This window comes from Limosilactobacillus sp. C0001E2 (assembly GCF_056590915.1).
Genome location: NZ_JBWPXC010000003.1, coordinates 29,049 through 48,359, shown reverse-complemented (window position 1 = coordinate 48,359; position 19,311 = coordinate 29,049). Strand labels below are relative to the sequence as shown.

General features: G+C 42.9%; 20 protein-coding genes and 1 other annotated feature. Of the genes, 5 read left to right on the top strand and 15 right to left on the bottom strand.

Features of this window, described 5'->3' with window-relative positions; translation table 11 throughout:
• Positions 1-7 precede the first annotated feature (7 nt).
• The gene (locus tag AC1EKL_RS03960; RefSeq protein WP_480188502.1) at positions 8-1,414 is read left to right on the top strand and encodes a glycoside-pentoside-hexuronide (GPH):cation symporter; all 1,407 of its coding nucleotides are present in this window, start codon (positions 8-10) and stop codon (positions 1,412-1,414) included.
• A gap of 109 nt (positions 1,415-1,523) precedes the next feature.
• Here AC1EKL_RS03960 and thrB read toward each other — a convergent pair whose 3' ends face one another.
• The gene (gene thrB / locus AC1EKL_RS03955; RefSeq protein WP_480188501.1) at positions 1,524-2,387 is read right to left on the bottom strand and encodes a homoserine kinase; all 864 of its coding nucleotides are present in this window, start codon (positions 2,385-2,387) and stop codon (positions 1,524-1,526) included.
• 13 nt (positions 2,388-2,400) lie between these two features.
• A complete protein-coding gene (locus AC1EKL_RS03950) occupies positions 2,401-3,675 on the bottom strand; it encodes a homoserine dehydrogenase (protein WP_480190205.1) in 1,275 nt (424 codons plus the stop codon).
• A 113-nt stretch (positions 3,676-3,788) separates the two neighbouring features.
• Here AC1EKL_RS03950 and thrC point away from each other — a divergent pair, with 113 nt between their 5' ends.
• Positions 3,789-5,282 carry a threonine synthase gene (gene thrC / locus AC1EKL_RS03945; protein WP_480188499.1) on the top strand — a complete coding sequence of 498 codons (1,494 nt, stop codon included), beginning with the start codon at positions 3,789-3,791 and terminating at the stop codon, positions 5,280-5,282.
• Positions 5,283-5,386: 104 nt separating this feature from the next.
• Here thrC and rplL read toward each other — a convergent pair whose 3' ends face one another.
• Both rplL and rplJ read right to left on the bottom strand, forming a co-directional pair.
• Positions 5,387-5,752: a 50S ribosomal protein L7/L12 gene (rplL, locus tag AC1EKL_RS03940; RefSeq protein WP_006917062.1), complete on the bottom strand. Its 366-nt coding sequence runs from the start codon at positions 5,750-5,752 to the stop codon at positions 5,387-5,389.
• Positions 5,753-5,818: 66 nt separating this feature from the next.
• On the bottom strand, positions 5,819-6,319 hold the full coding sequence (gene rplJ / locus AC1EKL_RS03935; protein ID WP_006917063.1) for a 50S ribosomal protein L10: 501 nt from the start codon (positions 6,317-6,319) through the stop codon (positions 5,819-5,821).
• Positions 6,320-6,348: 29 nt separating this feature from the next.
• Positions 6,349-6,467: a sequence feature (ribosomal protein L10 leader region), on the bottom strand.
• 312 nt (positions 6,468-6,779) lie between these two features.
• Here rplJ and AC1EKL_RS03930 point away from each other — a divergent pair.
• From AC1EKL_RS03930 to AC1EKL_RS03920, 3 genes are all read left to right on the top strand, one after another.
• Positions 6,780-8,111 carry an APC family permease gene (locus AC1EKL_RS03930; RefSeq protein WP_480188498.1) on the top strand — a complete coding sequence of 444 codons (1,332 nt, stop codon included), beginning with the start codon at positions 6,780-6,782 and terminating at the stop codon, positions 8,109-8,111.
• Positions 8,112-8,247: 136 nt separating this feature from the next.
• Positions 8,248-9,198, top strand: coding sequence for a ferrochelatase (gene hemH, locus AC1EKL_RS03925; protein WP_480188497.1), 951 nt, complete (start codon positions 8,248-8,250; stop codon positions 9,196-9,198).
• Entirely contained in the window at positions 9,179-10,483 is a 1,305-nt protein-coding gene (locus AC1EKL_RS03920; RefSeq protein ID WP_480188496.1) for an Nramp family divalent metal transporter, read from the top strand. The genes hemH and AC1EKL_RS03920 overlap by 20 nt, the downstream gene beginning before the upstream one ends.
• 65 nt (positions 10,484-10,548) lie before the next feature.
• Here AC1EKL_RS03920 and rplA read toward each other — a convergent pair whose 3' ends face one another.
• The 11 genes from rplA to radA all read right to left on the bottom strand — a co-directional run bounded on the left by rplA (position 10,549) and on the right by radA (position 19,305).
• A complete protein-coding gene (rplA, locus tag AC1EKL_RS03915) occupies positions 10,549-11,241 on the bottom strand; it encodes a 50S ribosomal protein L1 (RefSeq protein ID WP_006917067.1) in 693 nt (230 codons plus the stop codon).
• Between the two features lie 92 nt (positions 11,242-11,333).
• Entirely contained in the window at positions 11,334-11,759 is a 426-nt protein-coding gene (gene rplK / locus AC1EKL_RS03910) for a 50S ribosomal protein L11 (protein WP_295731444.1), read from the bottom strand.
• 126 nt (positions 11,760-11,885) lie between these two features.
• A complete protein-coding gene (gene nusG, locus AC1EKL_RS03905; protein WP_480188495.1) occupies positions 11,886-12,434 on the bottom strand; it encodes a transcription termination/antitermination protein NusG in 549 nt (182 codons plus the stop codon).
• Between the two features lie 106 nt (positions 12,435-12,540).
• Positions 12,541-12,720 carry a preprotein translocase subunit SecE gene (gene secE, locus AC1EKL_RS03900; protein WP_006917070.1) on the bottom strand — a complete coding sequence of 60 codons (180 nt, stop codon included), beginning with the start codon at positions 12,718-12,720 and terminating at the stop codon, positions 12,541-12,543.
• Positions 12,721-12,732: 12 nt separating this feature from the next.
• Positions 12,733-12,882: a 50S ribosomal protein L33 gene (gene rpmG / locus AC1EKL_RS03895; protein WP_006917071.1), complete on the bottom strand. Its 150-nt coding sequence runs from the start codon at positions 12,880-12,882 to the stop codon at positions 12,733-12,735.
• 99 nt (positions 12,883-12,981) lie between these two features.
• Entirely contained in the window at positions 12,982-13,554 is a 573-nt protein-coding gene (locus AC1EKL_RS03890) for an RNA polymerase sigma factor (RefSeq protein WP_480188494.1), read from the bottom strand.
• A 299-nt stretch (positions 13,555-13,853) separates the two neighbouring features.
• Positions 13,854-14,603 (bottom strand): 23S rRNA (guanosine(2251)-2'-O)-methyltransferase RlmB, encoded by a 750-nt coding sequence (gene rlmB / locus AC1EKL_RS03885; RefSeq protein WP_480188493.1) that lies wholly within the window; start codon positions 14,601-14,603, stop codon positions 13,854-13,856.
• Positions 14,593-15,006: a Mini-ribonuclease 3 gene (locus AC1EKL_RS03880; RefSeq protein WP_480188492.1), complete on the bottom strand. Its 414-nt coding sequence runs from the start codon at positions 15,004-15,006 to the stop codon at positions 14,593-14,595. Before AC1EKL_RS03880 ends, rlmB begins: the two co-directional genes overlap by 11 nt.
• A 1-nt stretch (position 15,007) precedes the next feature.
• Positions 15,008-16,417 (bottom strand): cysteine--tRNA ligase, encoded by a 1,410-nt coding sequence (gene cysS / locus AC1EKL_RS03875; RefSeq protein WP_480188491.1) that lies wholly within the window; start codon positions 16,415-16,417, stop codon positions 15,008-15,010.
• Positions 16,418-16,782: 365 nt separating this feature from the next.
• Complete coding sequence (locus tag AC1EKL_RS03870) at positions 16,783-17,913, bottom strand: PIN/TRAM domain-containing protein (protein WP_480190010.1); 1,131 nt, start codon at positions 17,911-17,913, stop codon at positions 16,783-16,785.
• A gap of 18 nt (positions 17,914-17,931) precedes the next feature.
• The gene (radA, locus tag AC1EKL_RS03865) at positions 17,932-19,305 is read right to left on the bottom strand and encodes a DNA repair protein RadA (protein WP_480189637.1); all 1,374 of its coding nucleotides are present in this window, start codon (positions 19,303-19,305) and stop codon (positions 17,932-17,934) included.
• Between the last annotated feature and the right edge of the window lie 6 nt (positions 19,306-19,311).

Here is a 19,311-nt window from a genome sequence, read left to right as displayed (position 1 = left end):
ACTAATTATGAGTAAGTGGAAAAACACAATTTGTTATGGTTTAGGGACGTTTGGTCACGATTCCTTCTACGGAATCCTGAACACCTATATGCTAATGTTTATTACGAGTCTGATGTTCTCAAACGGCAGTAAGAGTTACACCACCAAAATGGTTGCCATCGTTACAATGATTTTAATGGTTATTCGGATCATTGAATTGGTCCTCGACCCATTCATTGGCTCCATGATTGATAAGACCGATTCTAAGTGGGGTAAATATCGTCCATGGATTTTTGGTACCGGGTTAGTTTTGGGAATTGGTAGCCCATTCCTCTTTACTACAATGGGCGGTATGTCGACCAATAACGGTGGCCTCTTCCTGGTTCTATTTACTATTTTATTCTTGGCTTTGTACTTAGTTTATGCCTTTAAGGACATCTCATTCTGGGGATTACTTCCTGCAATGTCTCTCAGCTCTGATGACCGTGGTTTCACTGCTACTGGTGCCCGGATTGGTTCCACTCTTGGCGGAAACATCATTACCGTTGTTTACGCTTCACTTTTGACCTTCTTCTCTGGTTCTAAGAATTTTACCGTTCATGGTTGGTTCATGTTTGCCCTTACCATTGGGATCGTTGAACTGATTGGTTCTTGTTTTGCAGCCTTTGGAACTAAGGAAAAGGATTCCGTCGTTACCGAACAAAATGCAGAAAAAATTACCCTGAAACAAGTTTTCCATACCCTGTTTCATAATGATCAATTATTGTGGATGTCCCTTTCCTACATCATCTACTGCTTAGGTACTTCCACAACGAACAACTTCTTACTCTACTACTTCCGTTACGTTTTAAACGCTCAATCAAGCTGGGCTTTGGTCGGCTGGGTCGGCATGGTAACCGGATTTATCTCCATCATTTCATACCCAACGCTTGCGAAATACTTTGGCCGGCGCAAGATCATGGTTGGTGCACTTTGTGTTGAACTCATTGCCTTTGTTATCTTCTCATTTACCCAAACCGTAACCATGACCTTAGTTGCTCAAGTTCTTTACACCCTTGCTAATCCGCTGGTCTTCATGGTGCTCTTATTGACCATTGCTGACTGTGTTGAATATGGGCAATGGAAGACTGGTCACCGGTCAGAAGCTGCCACTTCCGCCGTTCGGCCAATGCTTGATAAGTTCTGTGGCGCGGTTACGACCGGATTGACTGGAATCATTGCTGGATTAGCCGGGATGACTGGTAATGCCACTGCTGCTTCCATCTCCACTCATGATATTTTGATTTTCAAATCCTTCTGCTTCTACATCCCATTCTTCTGCATCTTGATCGGCATGATCATCTTTATCGCCAAAGTTAAGTTGGATGAAAAGATGCACAAGGACATCGTTGATAAGATCGCGCAAAACATCAAGGCCGAAGATAACAACAATTAAATTTCATAACTCCCTATCTAACTCATTAATTTAATTTGATGCTTCGGCCTGAAAAAGGCGTCAGAGTTCCATTTCAGAACTCTGACGCCTTTTTATATTCTCATTTTTGTTATTCGTCAACCGTTACTCCAGCATGATCAGGATGTAAAACTTCAACGCGATCGTTCAGGTGGTAATTCCGAAGCGCTGTAATCAAGTCAGCAGCCCTGTCATGTGGGATCAATGTCATAATCGTTGGACCGGCCCCGCTTAAATAAGTTGCTAATGCGCCATGATCATGGGAAATTTCTCGAACCTTTGCTAATTCTGGCACTAAAGCAGCCCGGTACCCCTCATGAAATTCATCCGCCTCCATTAATTCTCCGGCTACAGCATAATCTGGTTTAAATAGCGCTGCCACCAGAGTATTGGCCACTGCACTAGCATGGGTAGCGTGATGATAAGTCAGTTCATTCGGCAATGCTGCCCGGGCTTCCTTCGTTGGTAAGTTATAGGCTGGAATATAGGCAACTAAATCAAATGGCGGTAGCGGAGCTTTTACTGCTGTAAAATGATCATTCACCTCAGTACCGACTACCAAACCACCCAAAATTGCTGGGGCCACGTTATCGGGATGCCCTTCAATTTGACTAGCAATTTCAACCTTTGTTTCATCACTAAGGTTTAACTGTGCTAATTGGTTGGCCAGTTCAATTCCCGCTACAATAGCACTCGAACTGCTTCCTAAACCGTGAGTAACCGGGATTGCACTTTCGACTTTGAGGTGGTGTGGTGTTAAATTAGGAGCCACTTTTAGTGCCGTTTTAACAATCATATTTTGGCGATCATGCGGTAAATTCCCCAGTTGATGATCGACCCGCCATTCATTACTCGGTCCAACAACGGTTAAATACAGATACATCGAAACTGCGATCCCAATGGAATCAAATCCCGGGCCTAAATTGGCACTCGAGGCTGGTACTTGAATTTTCATTCTGGTCACCACCCTACTTTAAAACCTTATATGCAGCGCATAAATTAATACTCGAATCTTTAGCAACCCGTGCTTTAAAATCGGCTAATTGCTGGGCAGTCATTTCGTGAGTAATGATCACCACATGGGCTAAGCCATCCGCTTCTGTTTGCGTAATTTGACTAAAGCTGGCGTCAATTTCCGTCATAATTTGCGTTAACTTCAACATTTGCCCTGGCACATCTGGCATCATGATGGAAAGGAAATATGGGCAAACGACGTCGCGTGGTGCTGCAGGAATATACTGACGTTGATAATTATTAAAGAAATTACCATTTGTTTTCAGAACTAGATTTTTCGTGACCGAAATAATATCACTTAAAACACTATTGGCAGTTGGCAGGCAACCAGCCCCGGGACCATAGAAAAGGGTATCGCCCACAGCTTCCCCCGTTACCATGACCGCATTATATTCGTTATTAATTGTTGCTAACGGGTGGTCCGCAGGTACTAGGGTTGGAGCAACTTCAACAAAGACCCCATCATCAATTACCTGTGCGATCCCCACTAGTTTAATAACGTAACCAAATTTACCGGCTTGCTGAACATCAAAACCGTTTAAATGATCGATTCCCGTTACTGCAAAATCATCAACCGTTAATTGAGTTCCAAAGGCAAACTGGCTCAAAATGACCATTTTATAAGCCGCATCCTTACCAGTAACATCATTAGTAGGATCCGCTTCAGCAAATCCCAACTGCTGGGCCGCTTTGAGTGCTTGGTCATACGACCAACCTTGCTGACTCATTTGCGTCAGAATGTAATTCGTGGTTCCATTCACGATCCCCTTAACCTCAGTAATTTTATCCGCCGCAAAACTATTGGTAATCGTCCGCAGAATTGGAATTCCTCCAGCCACACTAGCTTCATACATCAAATCGCAATGATGGTCATGGGCGAGTTTCACCAATTCTGGACCATAGGTTGCCAAAAGATCCTTATTTGCAGTGACCACGTTTTTATGGTTACGCAGTGCCGCCTCAATGTATTCTTTAGCGGGATGGATTCCACCTATCAGTTCCAATACAATTTGAATTTCATCATCATTAATGACGTCTTCCACTAACGTCGTTAATTCAATTTTATCTGCAACATCTTGGTGGCGCTCTGGATGATTCACGAGCACCCGCTTCACATTTAGTTGCCGTCCGGTGACATTCACCACCTTATCTTCATTATGCTGGATCATCTGTAACACACCAGAGCCGACCGTTCCTAGGCCAAGCATCCCGATTTGAATGGTTTCCATCTTGCCACCTCATTTTCTCATTATTTTTTCATTTTTAGCATTGTAACATACGTCCCTTCCAGGTTACAATAACCAATAATCAATCACTAAATCTAGAAATGGAGGCTTTTTTCATGCAATACCGTAGTACCCGTGGGCAAATTACAGCAACATTAAATTCGCCCCAAGCAGTCATCCAGGGGCTTGCTCCTGATGGTGGTCTTTTCGTCCCCGTCGATTTCCCCCAAGTCGACCTACCGCTGCAGAATCTAGCAACAATGTCCTACCAAGCAATTGCGGAATTAGTATTAGGCTGGTTCTTTGATGACCTTAGTAAAAACCAGCTTCACCAAATTGTTCAAGGAGCCTATGGTTCCCAATGGGATGATGCAACTATCGCACCACTTTCAGAAAAGCACGCTGGTAACTACTATCTTGAATTATTTCATGGGCCCACCCTGGCTTTTAAAGACATTGCATTACAAGTCCTACCACGGTTAATGCAAAAATCCTTAACCATTGAAAAAAACAGTAATGAAATTATCATCCTCACAGCAACCTCTGGTGATACTGGAACTGCTTCAATGCGTGGTTTTAGTGATCAAGATGGTACACAGGTGATTGTTTTCTACCCTCACGGTGGTGTTAGTCCTGTTCAGTTAAGACAAATGTTAGGTCAGCGGGGAGATAACCTGACCGCAATCGCCATTGAGGGTAATTTTGATGATGCCCAAACTGCCGTTAAAACCATTTTTAATGATCAAAACTTTAATGACCAATTACTGGCCAATGGTTTTCAATTCTCATCTGCTAACTCGATGAACATTGGTCGACTGATCCCCCAAATTGTTTATTATTTAAGCGCATATGGACAACTTGTACGGCGTGGAGACATTCAACTAGGTGACCAAGTCAACTTTACGGTGCCAACAGGAAACTTTGGTGATATCCTCGCTGGCTATTATGCTAAAAAACTTGGATTACCAATTAATCGCCTCATTTGCGCATCCGACGAAAACAATGTTTTAACGGATTTCTTTAAAACCGGTCATTATGATCGAAAACGCCCTTTCTTCCTGACCAATTCACCAGCCATGGATATTTTGGTCTCCAGTAACCTGGAACGACTGCTGTTTGACATTTACGATGAGAGCGCTCCTAGTATCAATCAGTTAATGAAACAGTTAAATAACGATGGTAAATACTCAATTGATGATGGTGCCCGTGCTAAACTTCATAAACACTTTAATGCTGGTTATGCCACTCAGCAAGAGGTTCTACAGGAAATCAAGCGCATTTATCAACAGGATGGTTACGTGATTGACCCTCACACCGCCGTGGCTTCTTTCGTTGCTAACCAATACCAAGCTGTCACTAATGATTCCACCCCTAATGTCATTATCTCAACTGCTAGTCCCTATAAATTCCCAGAGACAGTGCACCAAGCAATTACTGATAAGCAGAGTTCAGTCACCGGATTAGATGCTATTACCGAATTGCACCAACTTCTCCGACAACCATTAAGTCCAAACATTCAACAATTGTTTGATCAAAGTCAGCAGAGCGAACGGGTTATTCAGCCTGCCCAAATGAAATCAACTATTCGACAAATTCTGCAACTACAATAATTGCAAATCAATGACAAAAGAGGAGCATAGCGATCAACGATCACTATGCTCCTCTTTTAGGTAATAAAAAAACGCCAAAACGGCGGTTTTTTATTTGGATAAAACTACTTAAGGGTAACAGTAGCACCAGCGTCTTCAAGCTTAGCCTTGATGTCGTTGGCTTCGTCTTCCTTAGCGTCTTCCTTGATAACAGATGGTGCGTTATCAACAAGGTCCTTAGCGTCCTTAAGGCCGGAACCAGTGATGTCCTTAACAGCCTTAATAACCTTAACCTTAGCAGTACCTGGTTCAGTTAATTCAACAGTGAAGCTATCCTTAGCAGCACCGTCGCCACCAGCAGCACCTGCAACTGCAACTGGAGCAGCAGCTGAAACGTCAAATTCGTCTTCAATTGCCTTAACAAGGTCGTTAAGGTCAGAGATTGATGCTTCCTTTAATGAAGCAATAATAGCATCCTTATCAAAAGCCATTTTTAAATTCCTCCAATGATTAAATCTTGTTTAATTGATAGTTTAAATGTAACTGTAAGCACACAATTATGCGGCTTCGTCGGCCTTGTCGGCAACGGCCTTGACGGCCCGTGCGATCTTCCGCATTGGGTCTTGCAATGCAGATGCAAGCATGGAAAGAAGATCGTCCCGACTTGGCAGTTCAGCGAATTCATTGATTTCATCAAGCGTCTTGATGTCTTTTTCAATGAAACCACCCTTAATTTCAAGAGCATCGTGGTCTTCTGCAAACTTCTTCATAATCTTTGCAGGAGCAATTGGATCTTCATTTGAAAAGGCAACTGCAGTTGGGCCAACAAACACACTCTTTAAGTCTTCGTAATCAGTACCGTCAACGGCCCGTTCCAAGATCTTGTTCTTGATAACAACCATCTTGACACCAGCATCACGAAGTTGCTTACGCAAATCAGTGACTTCATCAACCGTCAAACCACGGTAGTCAACAACGATAGCTGATTCAGCATCAGTTAACAAACCATTGGCAACTTTAACGGCTTCAGCCTTTTTAGCAATAGCTGCTTCACTCATGAAATTACACCTCCTATATTAAATTTGGTACGGATTTAAAAAAATCCCTATGACCGGCAGACATAGAGAAGGAACATTTCATTTCTTCCTCGGCAGGTATGATTGAGGCTTGCGCCACCTGAGTCTTAGGCAGAGTCATATTTATAACCACTCAAACAGTATACATAACTCCAGTTCATTTTGCAAGGCATCAGTAAAAATAAAAAAATGCTTGCGTTAGATTTTTTCTAATGGTATTCTAATGTCAATCAAAATTTTGGAGGGGACGCAAATGTTACAACTAAATTTAACTCATTTTAATTTATCCTCTTCCTCAACCTCATCATCTCTGATTGTGGTTGGGTAATTTTGATGTTTATTATTTTATAATAACAATTAATGGGCCGTCTCAACCACTTGCAATTTTGCGAATGGTGCTTGAGGCGGCTTTTATTGTGTCATAGAAATGGAGGAATTAGTTATGCAGGACAAACAACCAACTGAAGACTTAAAACGTTCGCTCGGCTTTGGCTCGGCAATCTCAATTGTAATTGGAACTATCATTGGATCAGGAATCTTCTTTAAACAAGGCTCGGTGTTAGATAGTGCCGGTAGTTCCACAATGGCAATCCTGGCTTGGGTCTTTGGTGGGGTTATTACCCTGACCGGTGGTCTTACCGTCGCCGAAATTGGTGCTCAGATGCCATATACTGGTGGTCTTTACGTATATATTGAAAACATTTATGGTCGGATTCTTGGCTTTTTGGCCGGATGGATGCAAATTATTGTCTACGGTCCAGCGATCATTGCCTCGGTAGCAGGGTTTATGAGTATCCTCATGGCCAATTTCTTTGGATTAGGTAATGAATGGCGAATTCCATTAACGATTATTACTGTTGGCCTCATTGGATTAATGAACCTGTTGGAAAACAAGGTTGGTGCTCTATTCTCCGTCATCACCACTTTAGGAAAATTGATCCCGATTGCCGCAATTATCATTTTTGGTCTCTTCTGGGGGCACCAAGATGCCTTTGGACAAACTGTTCGTGAAATTCATCAAAGTTCTGGTGGTTTTGGTGTCGCTGTGCTCGCTACCCTTTTCGGGTACGACGGCTGGATCCTGATTGCCAACCTCGGTGGCGAAATGAAGAATCCGCAAAAATTACTTCCGAAGGCGATCATTTTCGGAATTACTGCTGTTTTGATTATCTATACCTTAATTACCGTAGGAATTCTCCGTTTCCTTCCCGTTGCGACAATTCATCGCCTTGGTGAAAATACTACTGCCTATTTAGCAACCAAGGCCTTTGGACAGATTGGTGGTAAACTGTTGTCAGCTGGAATCATCATCTCGATGATGGGAACGTTGAATGGTAAAATGTTAACTTTCCCCCGTATTGTCTATGCCATGGCTAAACGGCAAGATATTCCATTTTCGAAATTCTTAGCATACCTCAGTCCGAAGGGTAAATCGCCAGTTACGGCGACCATTTTTATCGTCGTCCTGGCCTTCATTATGATGCTCTTCTTTGATCCAGATCACTTATCAGATCTCTGTGTATTTACGGTTTACTGCTTCTACATGTTGGCTTTCTTTGGGGTCTTTATCCTACGGAAACGTAATAAGTTTGCAAAGCGGCCTTTCTCGACTCCACTCTATCCATTTGTCCCGATCATTGCGATTGCCGGTGGAATCTTTGTTCTCGTCAGTGAAATCTTCAATGACCCAGCGGGTGTTATTCTCTTCATCGGGATTGTGATTGTAGGGTTGCCAATTCTTTACTTTGTTAAAAAGTATTACCAAAAAGGGTAAATCTCCATATTGATAAATCTAAATCGCACGGGTGCGTGATTACGAAGTCATAAATGTCTTCTGTCACGCACCCGTTTTTGCTTATCAAGTTGTTGTACAATAACATTATCTAAGTTTGAGTGAGGTTAAAGTACTGATGAAGAAAAATGGACTACTATTAGTAAATCTAGGTTCACCAGATGAACCGACAACTCCTGCAGTTAAGAAATACTTAGCCGAATTTTTAGGTGATCAAAACGTCGTTACCCTGCCCCGGTGGTTTTGGCAACCATTACTAAAGGGAATTATCCTGCCAACCCGTGCTTGGCGATCAGCTACATTTTATCGTGATATTTGGGAACGGGATGGCTCACCCCTAATTGCTAATACTGCACGACTAACCAACCGGGTTCAGGATGCTCTACCCGATTGGCAGGTCGCCATGGCGATGACATACCGCAAACCGGCAATTTCAACGGTATTACATCAGCTCCAACAAACCTGTGATCAAGTTTATGTGTTATCACTGTTTCCGCATTTCACCCAAAGCACTACCCAATCCATCATTGACCAAGTCAACGCCGTTGATCCGACGATTCCAATCATTGACCGGTTTGCTGATCAACCTGCCTTTTTGGATCTCTTAGCGAAACATATTCAGGCTTTTTGGGATGATGGTAACTTCGATCTATTAATGATTTCCTACCACGGGATTCCTGTATCAATGGTTAAAGCTGGTGACCCTTATCAATCTGAAACCGAACGGACGACTGTTGAATTAAAAAAGCGACTAGCCATCCCCGACCATCAAATCAAAATGGTTTATCAATCAAAGTTCGGCCCCATGCCATGGTTAAAACCGTACCTTAAAAATGAATTACTTCGCCAAGCTCAACTGGGTAAGCGACGCATCATGATTGCTTCACCCTCATTTGTTACAGATTGTCTTGAAACACTAGAAGAAAACGGCGTTCAAAATTATCAGGCCTTTCGGGCCAGTGGCGGTCAAGAACTCGCCATAATGCCATCCCTGAATGATGATCCAGAGTTTGCTGCTTTGATCGCCAATCTGGCCAAGGAGGCCGCTAATGAACAAGAAAAGTCTTGATGAAATTAATGGGAGTGTTAAAGTACCGACAGTTTATGAATCTGCCTTCTGGCAAAAATTTCTCGCTTACTGTGGCCCCGGTGCTCTAGTAGCAGTTGGTTATATGGATCCTGGTAATTGGCTAACTTCTTTAGCGGGCGGTGCTCAATATCGTTACTCACTATTAAGTGTTCTAATCTTCTCCATCTTGGTCGCAATGATAATGCAATCCCTATCCATTAAGTTAGGTGTGGTTACTCGAACAGATCTTGCGCAAGCCATTGCTGCTCGAGTTTCTAAACCAGTTCGCATTGTTTTATGGCTCTTAAACGAACTGGCCATGATGGCCACCGATCTAACCGGGGTCATCGGCACCTCCGTGGCTCTGTATTTATTATTTCATCTTCCCCTTATTGTTGGCGTATTACTAACGGTCGCGGACGTCATCGTCGTTTTACTCTTCTTGCAATTTGGTATTCGCAGAATTGAATTCATTGTGTTAGCAACAATCCTAATTGTTGCAGGAATCTTTACTATTGAAGTCGCCCGTGCTCATCCAGAATGGTCGCCAATTTTAAATGGTTGTCTTCCTGCCACTAATATTGTTAACAATCACGCTCAGTTGTTACTAAGTTTGGGAATCATTGGTGCCACGATCATGCCCCATAATATCTATCTTCACTCCGCGCTTGCCCAAAGCCGCCGTTATGATGAACATGATCCCCGCCAAGTTCACGAAACTTTGCAATTTGCTAATTGGGACTCCATCATTCACTTGGTAGCCGCCCTCCTTGTCAATGCCCTTCTCATGATCATGGGAGGAACATTATTCTTCCATCATGGAACCCTCAATAGCTTGGCAGACGTCTTTTATGGCTTAAATAATTCTAAGATTGTTGGCTCATTAGCTAGTCCCGTCATGAGTAGCCTTTTTGGTTTTGCTCTCTTAATTACTGGATTGATTTCTTCAATCACCAGCACCCTTGCAGGTCAAATCGTCATGGAAGGTTATATTAACCTTCGTTTACCCCTTTGGAAACGACGCCTGCTCACTCGTTTAGTTACTCTGATCCCAGTGATCATCATTGGCTGTTGCATTCACTTTAATGAACAGGAATTTGAACAATTAATTATTCTCGCCCAAATCATTTTAAGTGTTGCGCTACCTTTTACCCTTTTTCCCCTCATTATCATTACAAGTAACCGCCAGATCATGGGACAATATGCCAACCACCATTGGCAAATGATTAGTTATTTAACCATTGTCTTAGCATTAACTTTTCTTAATTTTGCCGCATTATTATAGAGAATACAAAAACAGCATCAGAATTGTATTAACAATTCTGATGCTGTTTTATTAATTCCACTGAACTAGAAAGTGGTCAAATCAAGCGTAACACTTGGTCCGAAAGTTGAAGCAATGGAAACGTGTTGAACGTAAGTCCCACGAACAGAAGCTGGACGTGCCTTCACAACAACATCTTCAATCGTCTTCAAGTTTTCTACTAACTTGTCAGTATCAAATGAAGCCTTACCAAATGGTACAGCAACGTTACCGTCACGGTCAGTCCGGTAAGTAACCTTACCAGCCTTTGATTCTTCAACGGCCTTTGCAACATCCATCGTTACAGTCCCAGTCTTTGGGTTTGGCATTAAGCCCTTTGGTCCCAAGACCCGACCTAAACGACCAACTTGTGGCATCATGTCTGGAGTTGCAATTGCAACGTCAAAGTCTAACCAACCGTCTTGAATCTTTTCAACTAAGTCTTGGTCACCAACAAAGTCAGCACCAGCATCCTTAGCAGCTTGAGCGTTGTCACCCTTAGCAAAAACAATTACAGTTTGGTCTTTACCAGTACCGTTTGGTAAAACAACGGCACCACGTAATTGTTGGTCTGCTTGCTTAGTGTCAACGTTTAACTTAAATGCAACTTCAACAGTTGAATCAAAGTTTGCAAAATCAATATCTTTTACTAATTGAACCGCGTCGTTAACAGCATATTCTTTCTTGCTGTCAACCTTCTTCAGCGCTTCAAGGTATTTCTTACCATGTTTTTTAGCCATCTTGTGTTTTCCTCCTTGCAAATGTGGTCTAACGGGTTGACCTCCCACGTGGGAACTTTTATTTTGATAAAAGTCCCGGCGCTGTGCGTGGCTTAGTCTTCAACAGTGAAGCCCATGCTCCGTGCAGTACCTTCGATCATGCGCATAGCTGCTTCAACGTCAGCAGCGTTTAGATCTTGCATCTTAGTTTCGGCAATTTCCTTAACTTGATCCTTGGTTACCTTAGCAACCTTCTTCGTGTTAGGTTCACCGGAACCATGTTCAACACCAGCGGCTTTCTTAAGTAATACGGCAGCAGGTGGGGTCTTGGTAATGAAGTCGAATGAACGATCTTCGTAAACGGTAATTACAACTGGAATCAGCATACCCTTTTGGTCTGCAGTCCGTGCGTTGAATTCCTTAGTGAATCCCATAATGTTGATACCTGCTTGTCCAAGTGCAGGACCTACTGGTGGAGCTGGTGTTGCTGCACCGGCAGGAATTTGCAACTTAACAATGTTAGCTACTTTTTTTGCCACGAGACAAAACCTCCTTAGTCCGTGTTGTGGTAATGATGAGGCAGTAAGTTTTTACCTCTCCCACAGTATGCATATTGCATACCAAAATAAATTACCACAAAATTACATAAAATTCAAGTTAGAGAATTAATTATCCATCGTATCGATTTGGTCAAAACCAACTTCGGCACTAGTCTGCCGACCAAACATTTCAATATCCACGTTGACCTTCATCTTGTCATGATCAACCGCCGTTACTTTTCCGGTCAAATCAGCAAATGGCCCAGCAATAATCTTGATGCTGTCGCCAACATTAACGTTAATGTCCGTTCGTGCGACATCCGCTCCCATTCGCTTCATGATCCTGTCCACTTCTTCTGGAAGCAATGGGGTTGGCTTGGAACCACCACCATGGGAACCTAAGAATCCGGTAACGCCAGGTGTATTCCGTGCAATGTACCAAGCTTGATCAGTCATCACCATTTCAACTAAAACGTAACCTGGGAACGTCTTTTCTTCCGTTTCCTTTGCTTGGCCATCCTTAACTGTCCGCACCGTTTCTTCAGGAACCACTACCCGGAAAATGTAGTCTTCCATGCCCATTGATTGAGCTCGGGACTCCAGGTTGCTCTTAACCCGATTTTCGTATCCAGAATAGGTGTGCAGTACATACCAGCGTTTTTCATGTGATTCCATGATGATTCTCCTTTAATAATTTTGTCAAAATAAAAAAACCTCGCTCCTCACGAAGTTTTGCTTCTTTTGAATTATAGCAAAAAATACTCGCTTTGACTAGCCATCACTATTTGACAAAGGCCAGCATCCCCGCTTGAATGATCCAGTCTGCCAACGCAAAGAAGATCACAAAGAAAATCGTTAGCGAAATTACCACTCCTGTGTCGCGCCGATTTTCCTTCCAAGTGGGCCAGACCACCTTATGCATTTCTTGAACAACACTCTTTAAAAATCTAAATAAATGCATTGTTTCCCTCCACTACCTAGTTTCACGATGAACGGTATATTCACCACAATGTTTACAAAACTTTTTTAACTCTAACCGTTGTTCACGGGTTGGTTTAACCGTAACGGTGTAGTTGCGAGCTCCACATTTCGTGCACTCCAAGCCAACTTTTCTTTGCGCCATCACAGTCACCTCCATCTATCTAAGGCTATCATTTTCCGAAAATAAAAACAACTCCTATCTAGTTCTTAGACAGGAGTTGTTCCAAACAAGCGTTGTGAACTAATTAAGGATTCGCTGCTTAAACTTCTTCCGTGCGCGTTCAAAGGCACTGCGAATTGTTAATGGCGAACAACATAATTGACGAGCCACATTTTCCAAGCGTTCACCAGAATTAATCCCCAAAAAGGCATTCTTTTCTAAATGGGAACACTCTTGCAAAAACTGCTGGTACAGCAGCCGAAAATGGCTAACCTCATCTGGTTGAAAGTCGATGTCCACCAAGCGCTGGTCAATCTGAACGTCTGTAATCATTTCAACCTGATTCGTCGGGATCCGCTTTTGTGCAGCTTGCTGTCGATAAAGATCCCGAATCTTATTCATGAGCGCCTGACGTAGGTACCAGCAAAACCGGGACTCATGGCAAGAGTAGGAACAAGCCGTTCGATATAATACAACTGCTGCCTCTTGTTTCCAATCATCCAATGGTACTTCATCTAAACGAAACTGATACCATAATTTACAAATTAATGGTAAGTATTGCCGATACAAGATTACAAAACTTTCCGAATCTTTTCCCGCAACCTGCTTAATTAGTTCACTCTCTGGGGTTGTTTGAATCAATCTTGGACTCATTAGACGCAACCTCATTTTCCACTAACCCCTAACGGACCCACTTGAAAATTAGCTAGCTAATCATCTCACCGTCACAGCGTCTTGACCGGGGGTATAGAACCAGCTCTCACCTTAGTTCCACGACGGCTTTTCTCCTGCGTTTAGTACCGCTGTCGCAAAATTTGACCGTCACTCGTTAGTTGTCTCAAATAATTTACCAAACTTCTTTAAAAGAGACAATACGAAAAATTTGTCTCTGATCTTTGGATAAGAAAAAACAATCTTTAGAACTAGTCATTCCTTAGATTGTTTTTTTCAAATTATTTTAATGGATGACGAGAACTGAACCCTTGATAAATTAATAAGCTGGCTGCCACACTGGCGTTCAAGCTTTGCACTTGACCAATCATGGGAATCGTCAACATTTCGTCACAGGTCTTCTTTAATAATGGAGAAATTCCCTTCCCTTCATTACCAATCACGACTGCTACTGCTCCTTGAGCATCCCAACGGCGATAGTCAGTCCCTTGCATATCTGTACCAAACAGCCAAACGCCCCGCGCTTTAAGTTCCTTCGCGGTTTGCACAAGGTTGGTAACCCGCGCTACCGGAACCCGTTCAATGGCACCAGCGGAAGTCTTCGCCACTACGGAAGTTAAACCTACGGCTCGGCGCTTAGGGATGATAATACCATGCACTCCAGCTGCATCCGCAGTCCGCATAATTGATCCCAGATTATGCGGATCCGCTAACTCATCCAAAATCAGCAGAAACGGTTCTTCATCATGTGCCTGCGCATTAGCAAATAAAGCATCAATCGTTGCGTAATGATAAGCCGCCACCGCTAAAGCTACCCCTTGGTGGTTTTGATGATCAACCATTTGATCGAGCTTGGTTTTGGGAACATTTGAAATAACGAGGTGCCGCTCTTTGGCAAGTTTGATAATCTGGGCAATTGCGTCAGTGCGTAATCCCTTTTGAATAAAGACCTTATTGATCTCCTGATCCGATTTTAATGCCGCAACGGCCGGGTGACGGCCGATCACAAACTCTGGTGTCTCATTGTTCATATTGCACCCTCCCTAAATCAACTTGTTTGATACACCATCGACATAATTCTGCAAGCCGCTCTGTTTGCCCAGATAGTTGCAAGTAGCCCATTAGTGCTTCGAATCCCGTTGAAATACGGTACGTCAGCACAGACGTGTGCTTAGCATGCGTATAACTATTTGCATTCCGACCGCGTTTAAAAAATTCCCATTCTTCATCAGTTAACAGAGATTGTTCTTCCATTAACTTAATCAAACCAGCTTGGGCTTTGGCAGAAACGTATGCGGTGGCTTTCTTTTGCAGACGATTTGGCTTCGTCATACCAAGATTTAAAAGGTGCTCCCGTACTGTGACTTCATATACGGCATCACCAAGATAGGCTAATGCAATTCCATTCAATTGTCGATAATCCGCTTTTGCCATGCTATTCCTTTCTATACCGTGTTCCCTGCGGCGTGTCTTCAATAATAATTCCTTGGGCCTTTAAATCATCACGAATTTGATCACTTAAAGCAAAATTCTTTTGCCGCCGCGCTTCATCTCGCTTCGCAATGAGTTGTTTAATCGTTTCATCATCGATCTGACCAGTAGCCGTTAGCTTAACCCCAAAAATCAGTAACAGTTCCTTCAATAACTTTTGAATGTTACCAATCGCATCCTTAGCAACCGTCTTCTTTTCAGTATAGCGATTAGCAAACTTAACTAATTCATACACGACAGCAATCCCATTTTGAACGTTAATATCATCATCCATGGCTTCAATAAATGATGACCGGAAAGTAGCTAATTGATTAGCAACCGTGGTGTCGTCACCATCAGTCGCATCGTTTTTCCGGTATTCCAAATTATTAAATGCTGTTTGGATGTGGGCTAAATTATTTTGAGCGTCCACTAAATTATCCTCGCTGTACTGGATTGGCCGCCGGTACTGGGTCGTTGCCATAAAGAAGCGCAATCCTTGTGGATCAACGTGCTTAATAATGTCGTGAACAGTAATGAAGTTATGCAAGGACTTACTCATCTTTTCGTTGTCCTTACCAATCGTTACAAATCCATTATGCATCCAATAGTTCACAAATTTTTTGCCCGTCGCCGCTTCTGATTGTGCAATTTCATTTTCATGGTGAGGAAATTCCAGATCCTGACCACCAGCATGAATATCAATTGTATCGGCTAAATACTTCGTGGACATCACTGAACATTCAATATGCCAACCTGGCCGACCGGCGCCCCATGGTGAATCCCAACTAATTTCGCCTGGCTTGGCTGCCTTCCACAAAGCAAAGTCCATTGGGTCAGCCTTTTTATTCACTTCATCAGCACTAACGTGTTCACTGGCTCCAACTTCCAGATCATCAATTGATTGACCTGACAATTGACCATAATGTTTGAATTTACGGGCCCGATAATAAACGTCCCCATCAACAGCGTAGGCATAACCACGCTGGATTAAACGTTGAATAAATTCAATAATTTCTGGAATATTATCCGTTGCACGCGGATGCATTGTGGCGGGTTCGATATTGACCGCCGCCGTATCTTCCAAAAAGGCTCGGATATACTTATCGGCTAATTCTGGGACAGTAATTCCCTGCTCATGAGCCGCCTTAATCATCTTGTCATCAACATCGGTAAAATTAGAGACGTAGTTAACATGATAGCCAATAAACTCTAAGTACCGACGCACCGTATCAAAAGCAATCGCACTCCGCGCATTACCAATGTGAATGTAATTGTATACCGTTGGCCCACAGACATACATATTAACCACACCGGGATGAACTGGACGAAATTCTTCTTTTGTTCTGGTTAAAGTATTATATATTTTTAGCATCTGTAAAACTCCTTTGTGGGCCAATTTTGATAGTTTAATAGTACCACACTCACCGCGCGACCACACTTCTCTCCGCTAATTTTTTGAAAGCAAAGAATTATTTACCTTTTGGTCACACTTTCTTCACAATCTGTTGCTAGTATATAAACCGTAGTAGAAAACAACTACTACAAATTAACCGAAACCGATTATTTTTCAATTACTCCTCCCAATAGTAACCGAAAAATACTCCTTTACGAAATCTTCCCCAAAGATATTCGTAAACCAAGCCGTGGTTCTCCCAAGCCACGGCTTTTCTTTTTGCTAACAAAAAACAAAAACGAGCAGATCAGTGCTTGCACTCCACACCTGATCTGCTCGACTTTTTATTTATCATCATGTGAATCGTCTTGGTCATTGCTAATTCCCTTGGCTGAATGTAATGGTCGAGCAAAAATCATCCGCCCAGCATCCGTTTGAAGCGCACTAGTGACTTCAACTTCAACATTCTCATTCATGTAGTAACGACCGTCTTCAACCACAACCATTGTCCCATCGTCAAGGTAGGCCACCCCTTGTTGCCGTTCCGTTCCTTTTTTCGCAACGGTTACGTGCAGGTGTTCACCTGGAATTACGCGTGGACGCAAGGACTTCGCAAGGTTATTAATGTTTAAAACCTGGACATTTTGGAACTGAATGACCTTATTTAAATTCCAGTCATTGGTTACGATTACCCCATCAACTTTTTTAGCGAGGGCGATTAATTTACTATCGACTTCTGGAATATCTTCAAAATCACCATCATACATTTCGATGGGCACAATTTTTTCCTGACGGAGTTTATTTAAAATATCCAAGCCACGCCGACCGCGAACCCGTTTAATACTTTCGCCAGAATCAGCAATGTATTGTAGTTCATACAACACAAAGTTCGGTACTAACAAGGTTCCTTCCAAAAATCCCGTCTTTACCAAGTCATAAATCCGCCCATCAATTAAGATATTCGTATCTAAGATTTTGTAGTGGTGATAATTAGCATCTTGTTGCTTGATGACCTCGCCACTTTGACTGTTATCCTTGGTGCCGCGCTTAATTGTCAGGAAAGTCCGCCAGTCATCCAACCGGGTCGTCCCCATTCGGAAACCGAAGTAACTAAATATCAGCATCAATAAGATTGGCACAATGTTGTTAACAACCGGAATATGGGTCCGCCATAGTGGAATAGAAATTAAAATTGCTAAAATCAGGCCAATAATCGTTAATAATGCCCCAAAGAATAAGTATAACGGACTCTTTTGCGTTAAGTAATCTTCAGTTTGCTGCACCAACTTTAAGATCCAACCAATCGAAATTAGTGAAATTAACCAGAAAATCACCCCACCAATAAAGAGGTCAGCAATAATCATTAATACCGAGTTGTACTGAACTCCAATCGCTGGCCATAAAGGTGGTAAATAGTAGTAACCAATTGCGGCTCCTAAAATCGTAAAAACTAATCGAACAATTCCCTTTCTCATCACGTGTCCTCCTTTCAATTATGCTAATGCTAATTGCAGCGTTTGACTAATGGTAGTTACCCCAACCACTTCAATGTTCTGCGGTGGCGTCCAGTTTTGCAAGTTATTTTTCGGGATAAAGATCCGCTTGAAACCTAACTTAGCTGCTTCGGCCACTCGTTGCTCGATCCGGTTGACCCGCCGAATTTCACCCGTTAGACCAACTTCACCCACGAACGCATCCGTAGGTTTCGTACCTTTATCACGGTACGAAGAGGCAATTGCCACCGCAATGGCTAAATCAATTGCGGGTTCATCCAATTTGACGCCACCCGCTGCTTTGAGGTAGGCGTCCTGATTTTGTAATAGCAAATTAGACCGCTTTTCTAACACAGCCATAATTAATGATACCCGATTACGACTCAAGCCGGTCGCGGTCCGCTGTGCATTGCCAAATACGGACGGGGTAATTAAAGCTTGGATTTCAACTAAAATCGGTCGGGTTCCTTCCAGTGAAACCACTACTGCAGAACCCGTAGCATCCTTGAGTCGCTCCTCCAAAAAGATTTCGGAAGGGTTCGCAACTTCTTTCAACCCCGTCCCGTTCATTTCAAAAATGCCTAGCTCATTGGTTGAACCAAACCGGTTTTTGACTGACCGTAGGATCCGGTAGGTGTGGTGAAGATCCCCTTCAAAGTAGAGAACCGTATCCACCATGTGCTCCAAAATCTTGGGGCCGGCTAACACGCCACCTTTAGTAACGTGGCCCACCACGAACACGGTAATATTCTTGCCCTTGGCAATCTGCATTAGTTGGGCCGTCACTGCCCGAATTTGTGCAACACTACCGATTGCGGATGTCACATCAGTCGCTTGCATCGTCTGCACGGAGTCGATGACTACATATTCCGGATTCATCTCATCAATGGTAGCCCGAATACTATCCATGTTCGTTTCCGGATAGATATAAAAATCATCACCAGACACGTCTAAACGTTGCGCCCGCATCTTAATTTGGTTAGCACTCTCTTCACCAGAAACGTACAGAACCGAGTGTCCTTCTTGGCTTAATTGCCCGGATACTTGTAATAATAGGGTCGATTTTCCAATTCCCGGATCACCACCAATTAGTACTAACGATCCCGGAACAATGCCCCCACCAAGTACCCGATTCAACTCATGAAGCTGCGTTTTAACCCGTGGTGTTTTTTGGGTATCAATTTCATTAATTCGTTGGGGCTTAGCAACAATCCCCGTTAGTGTCGTAGTTGTGGTTTTCGGCTGCTTAATTGTCGACTGATCCACTTCTTCAACTAGCGTATTCCATTGACCACAGTTCGGGCACCGGCCTAAGAACCGTGGTGAAATGTAGCCACAATTTTGGCAGACAAAGTGTGTCTTGGCTTTTGCCATAATTCC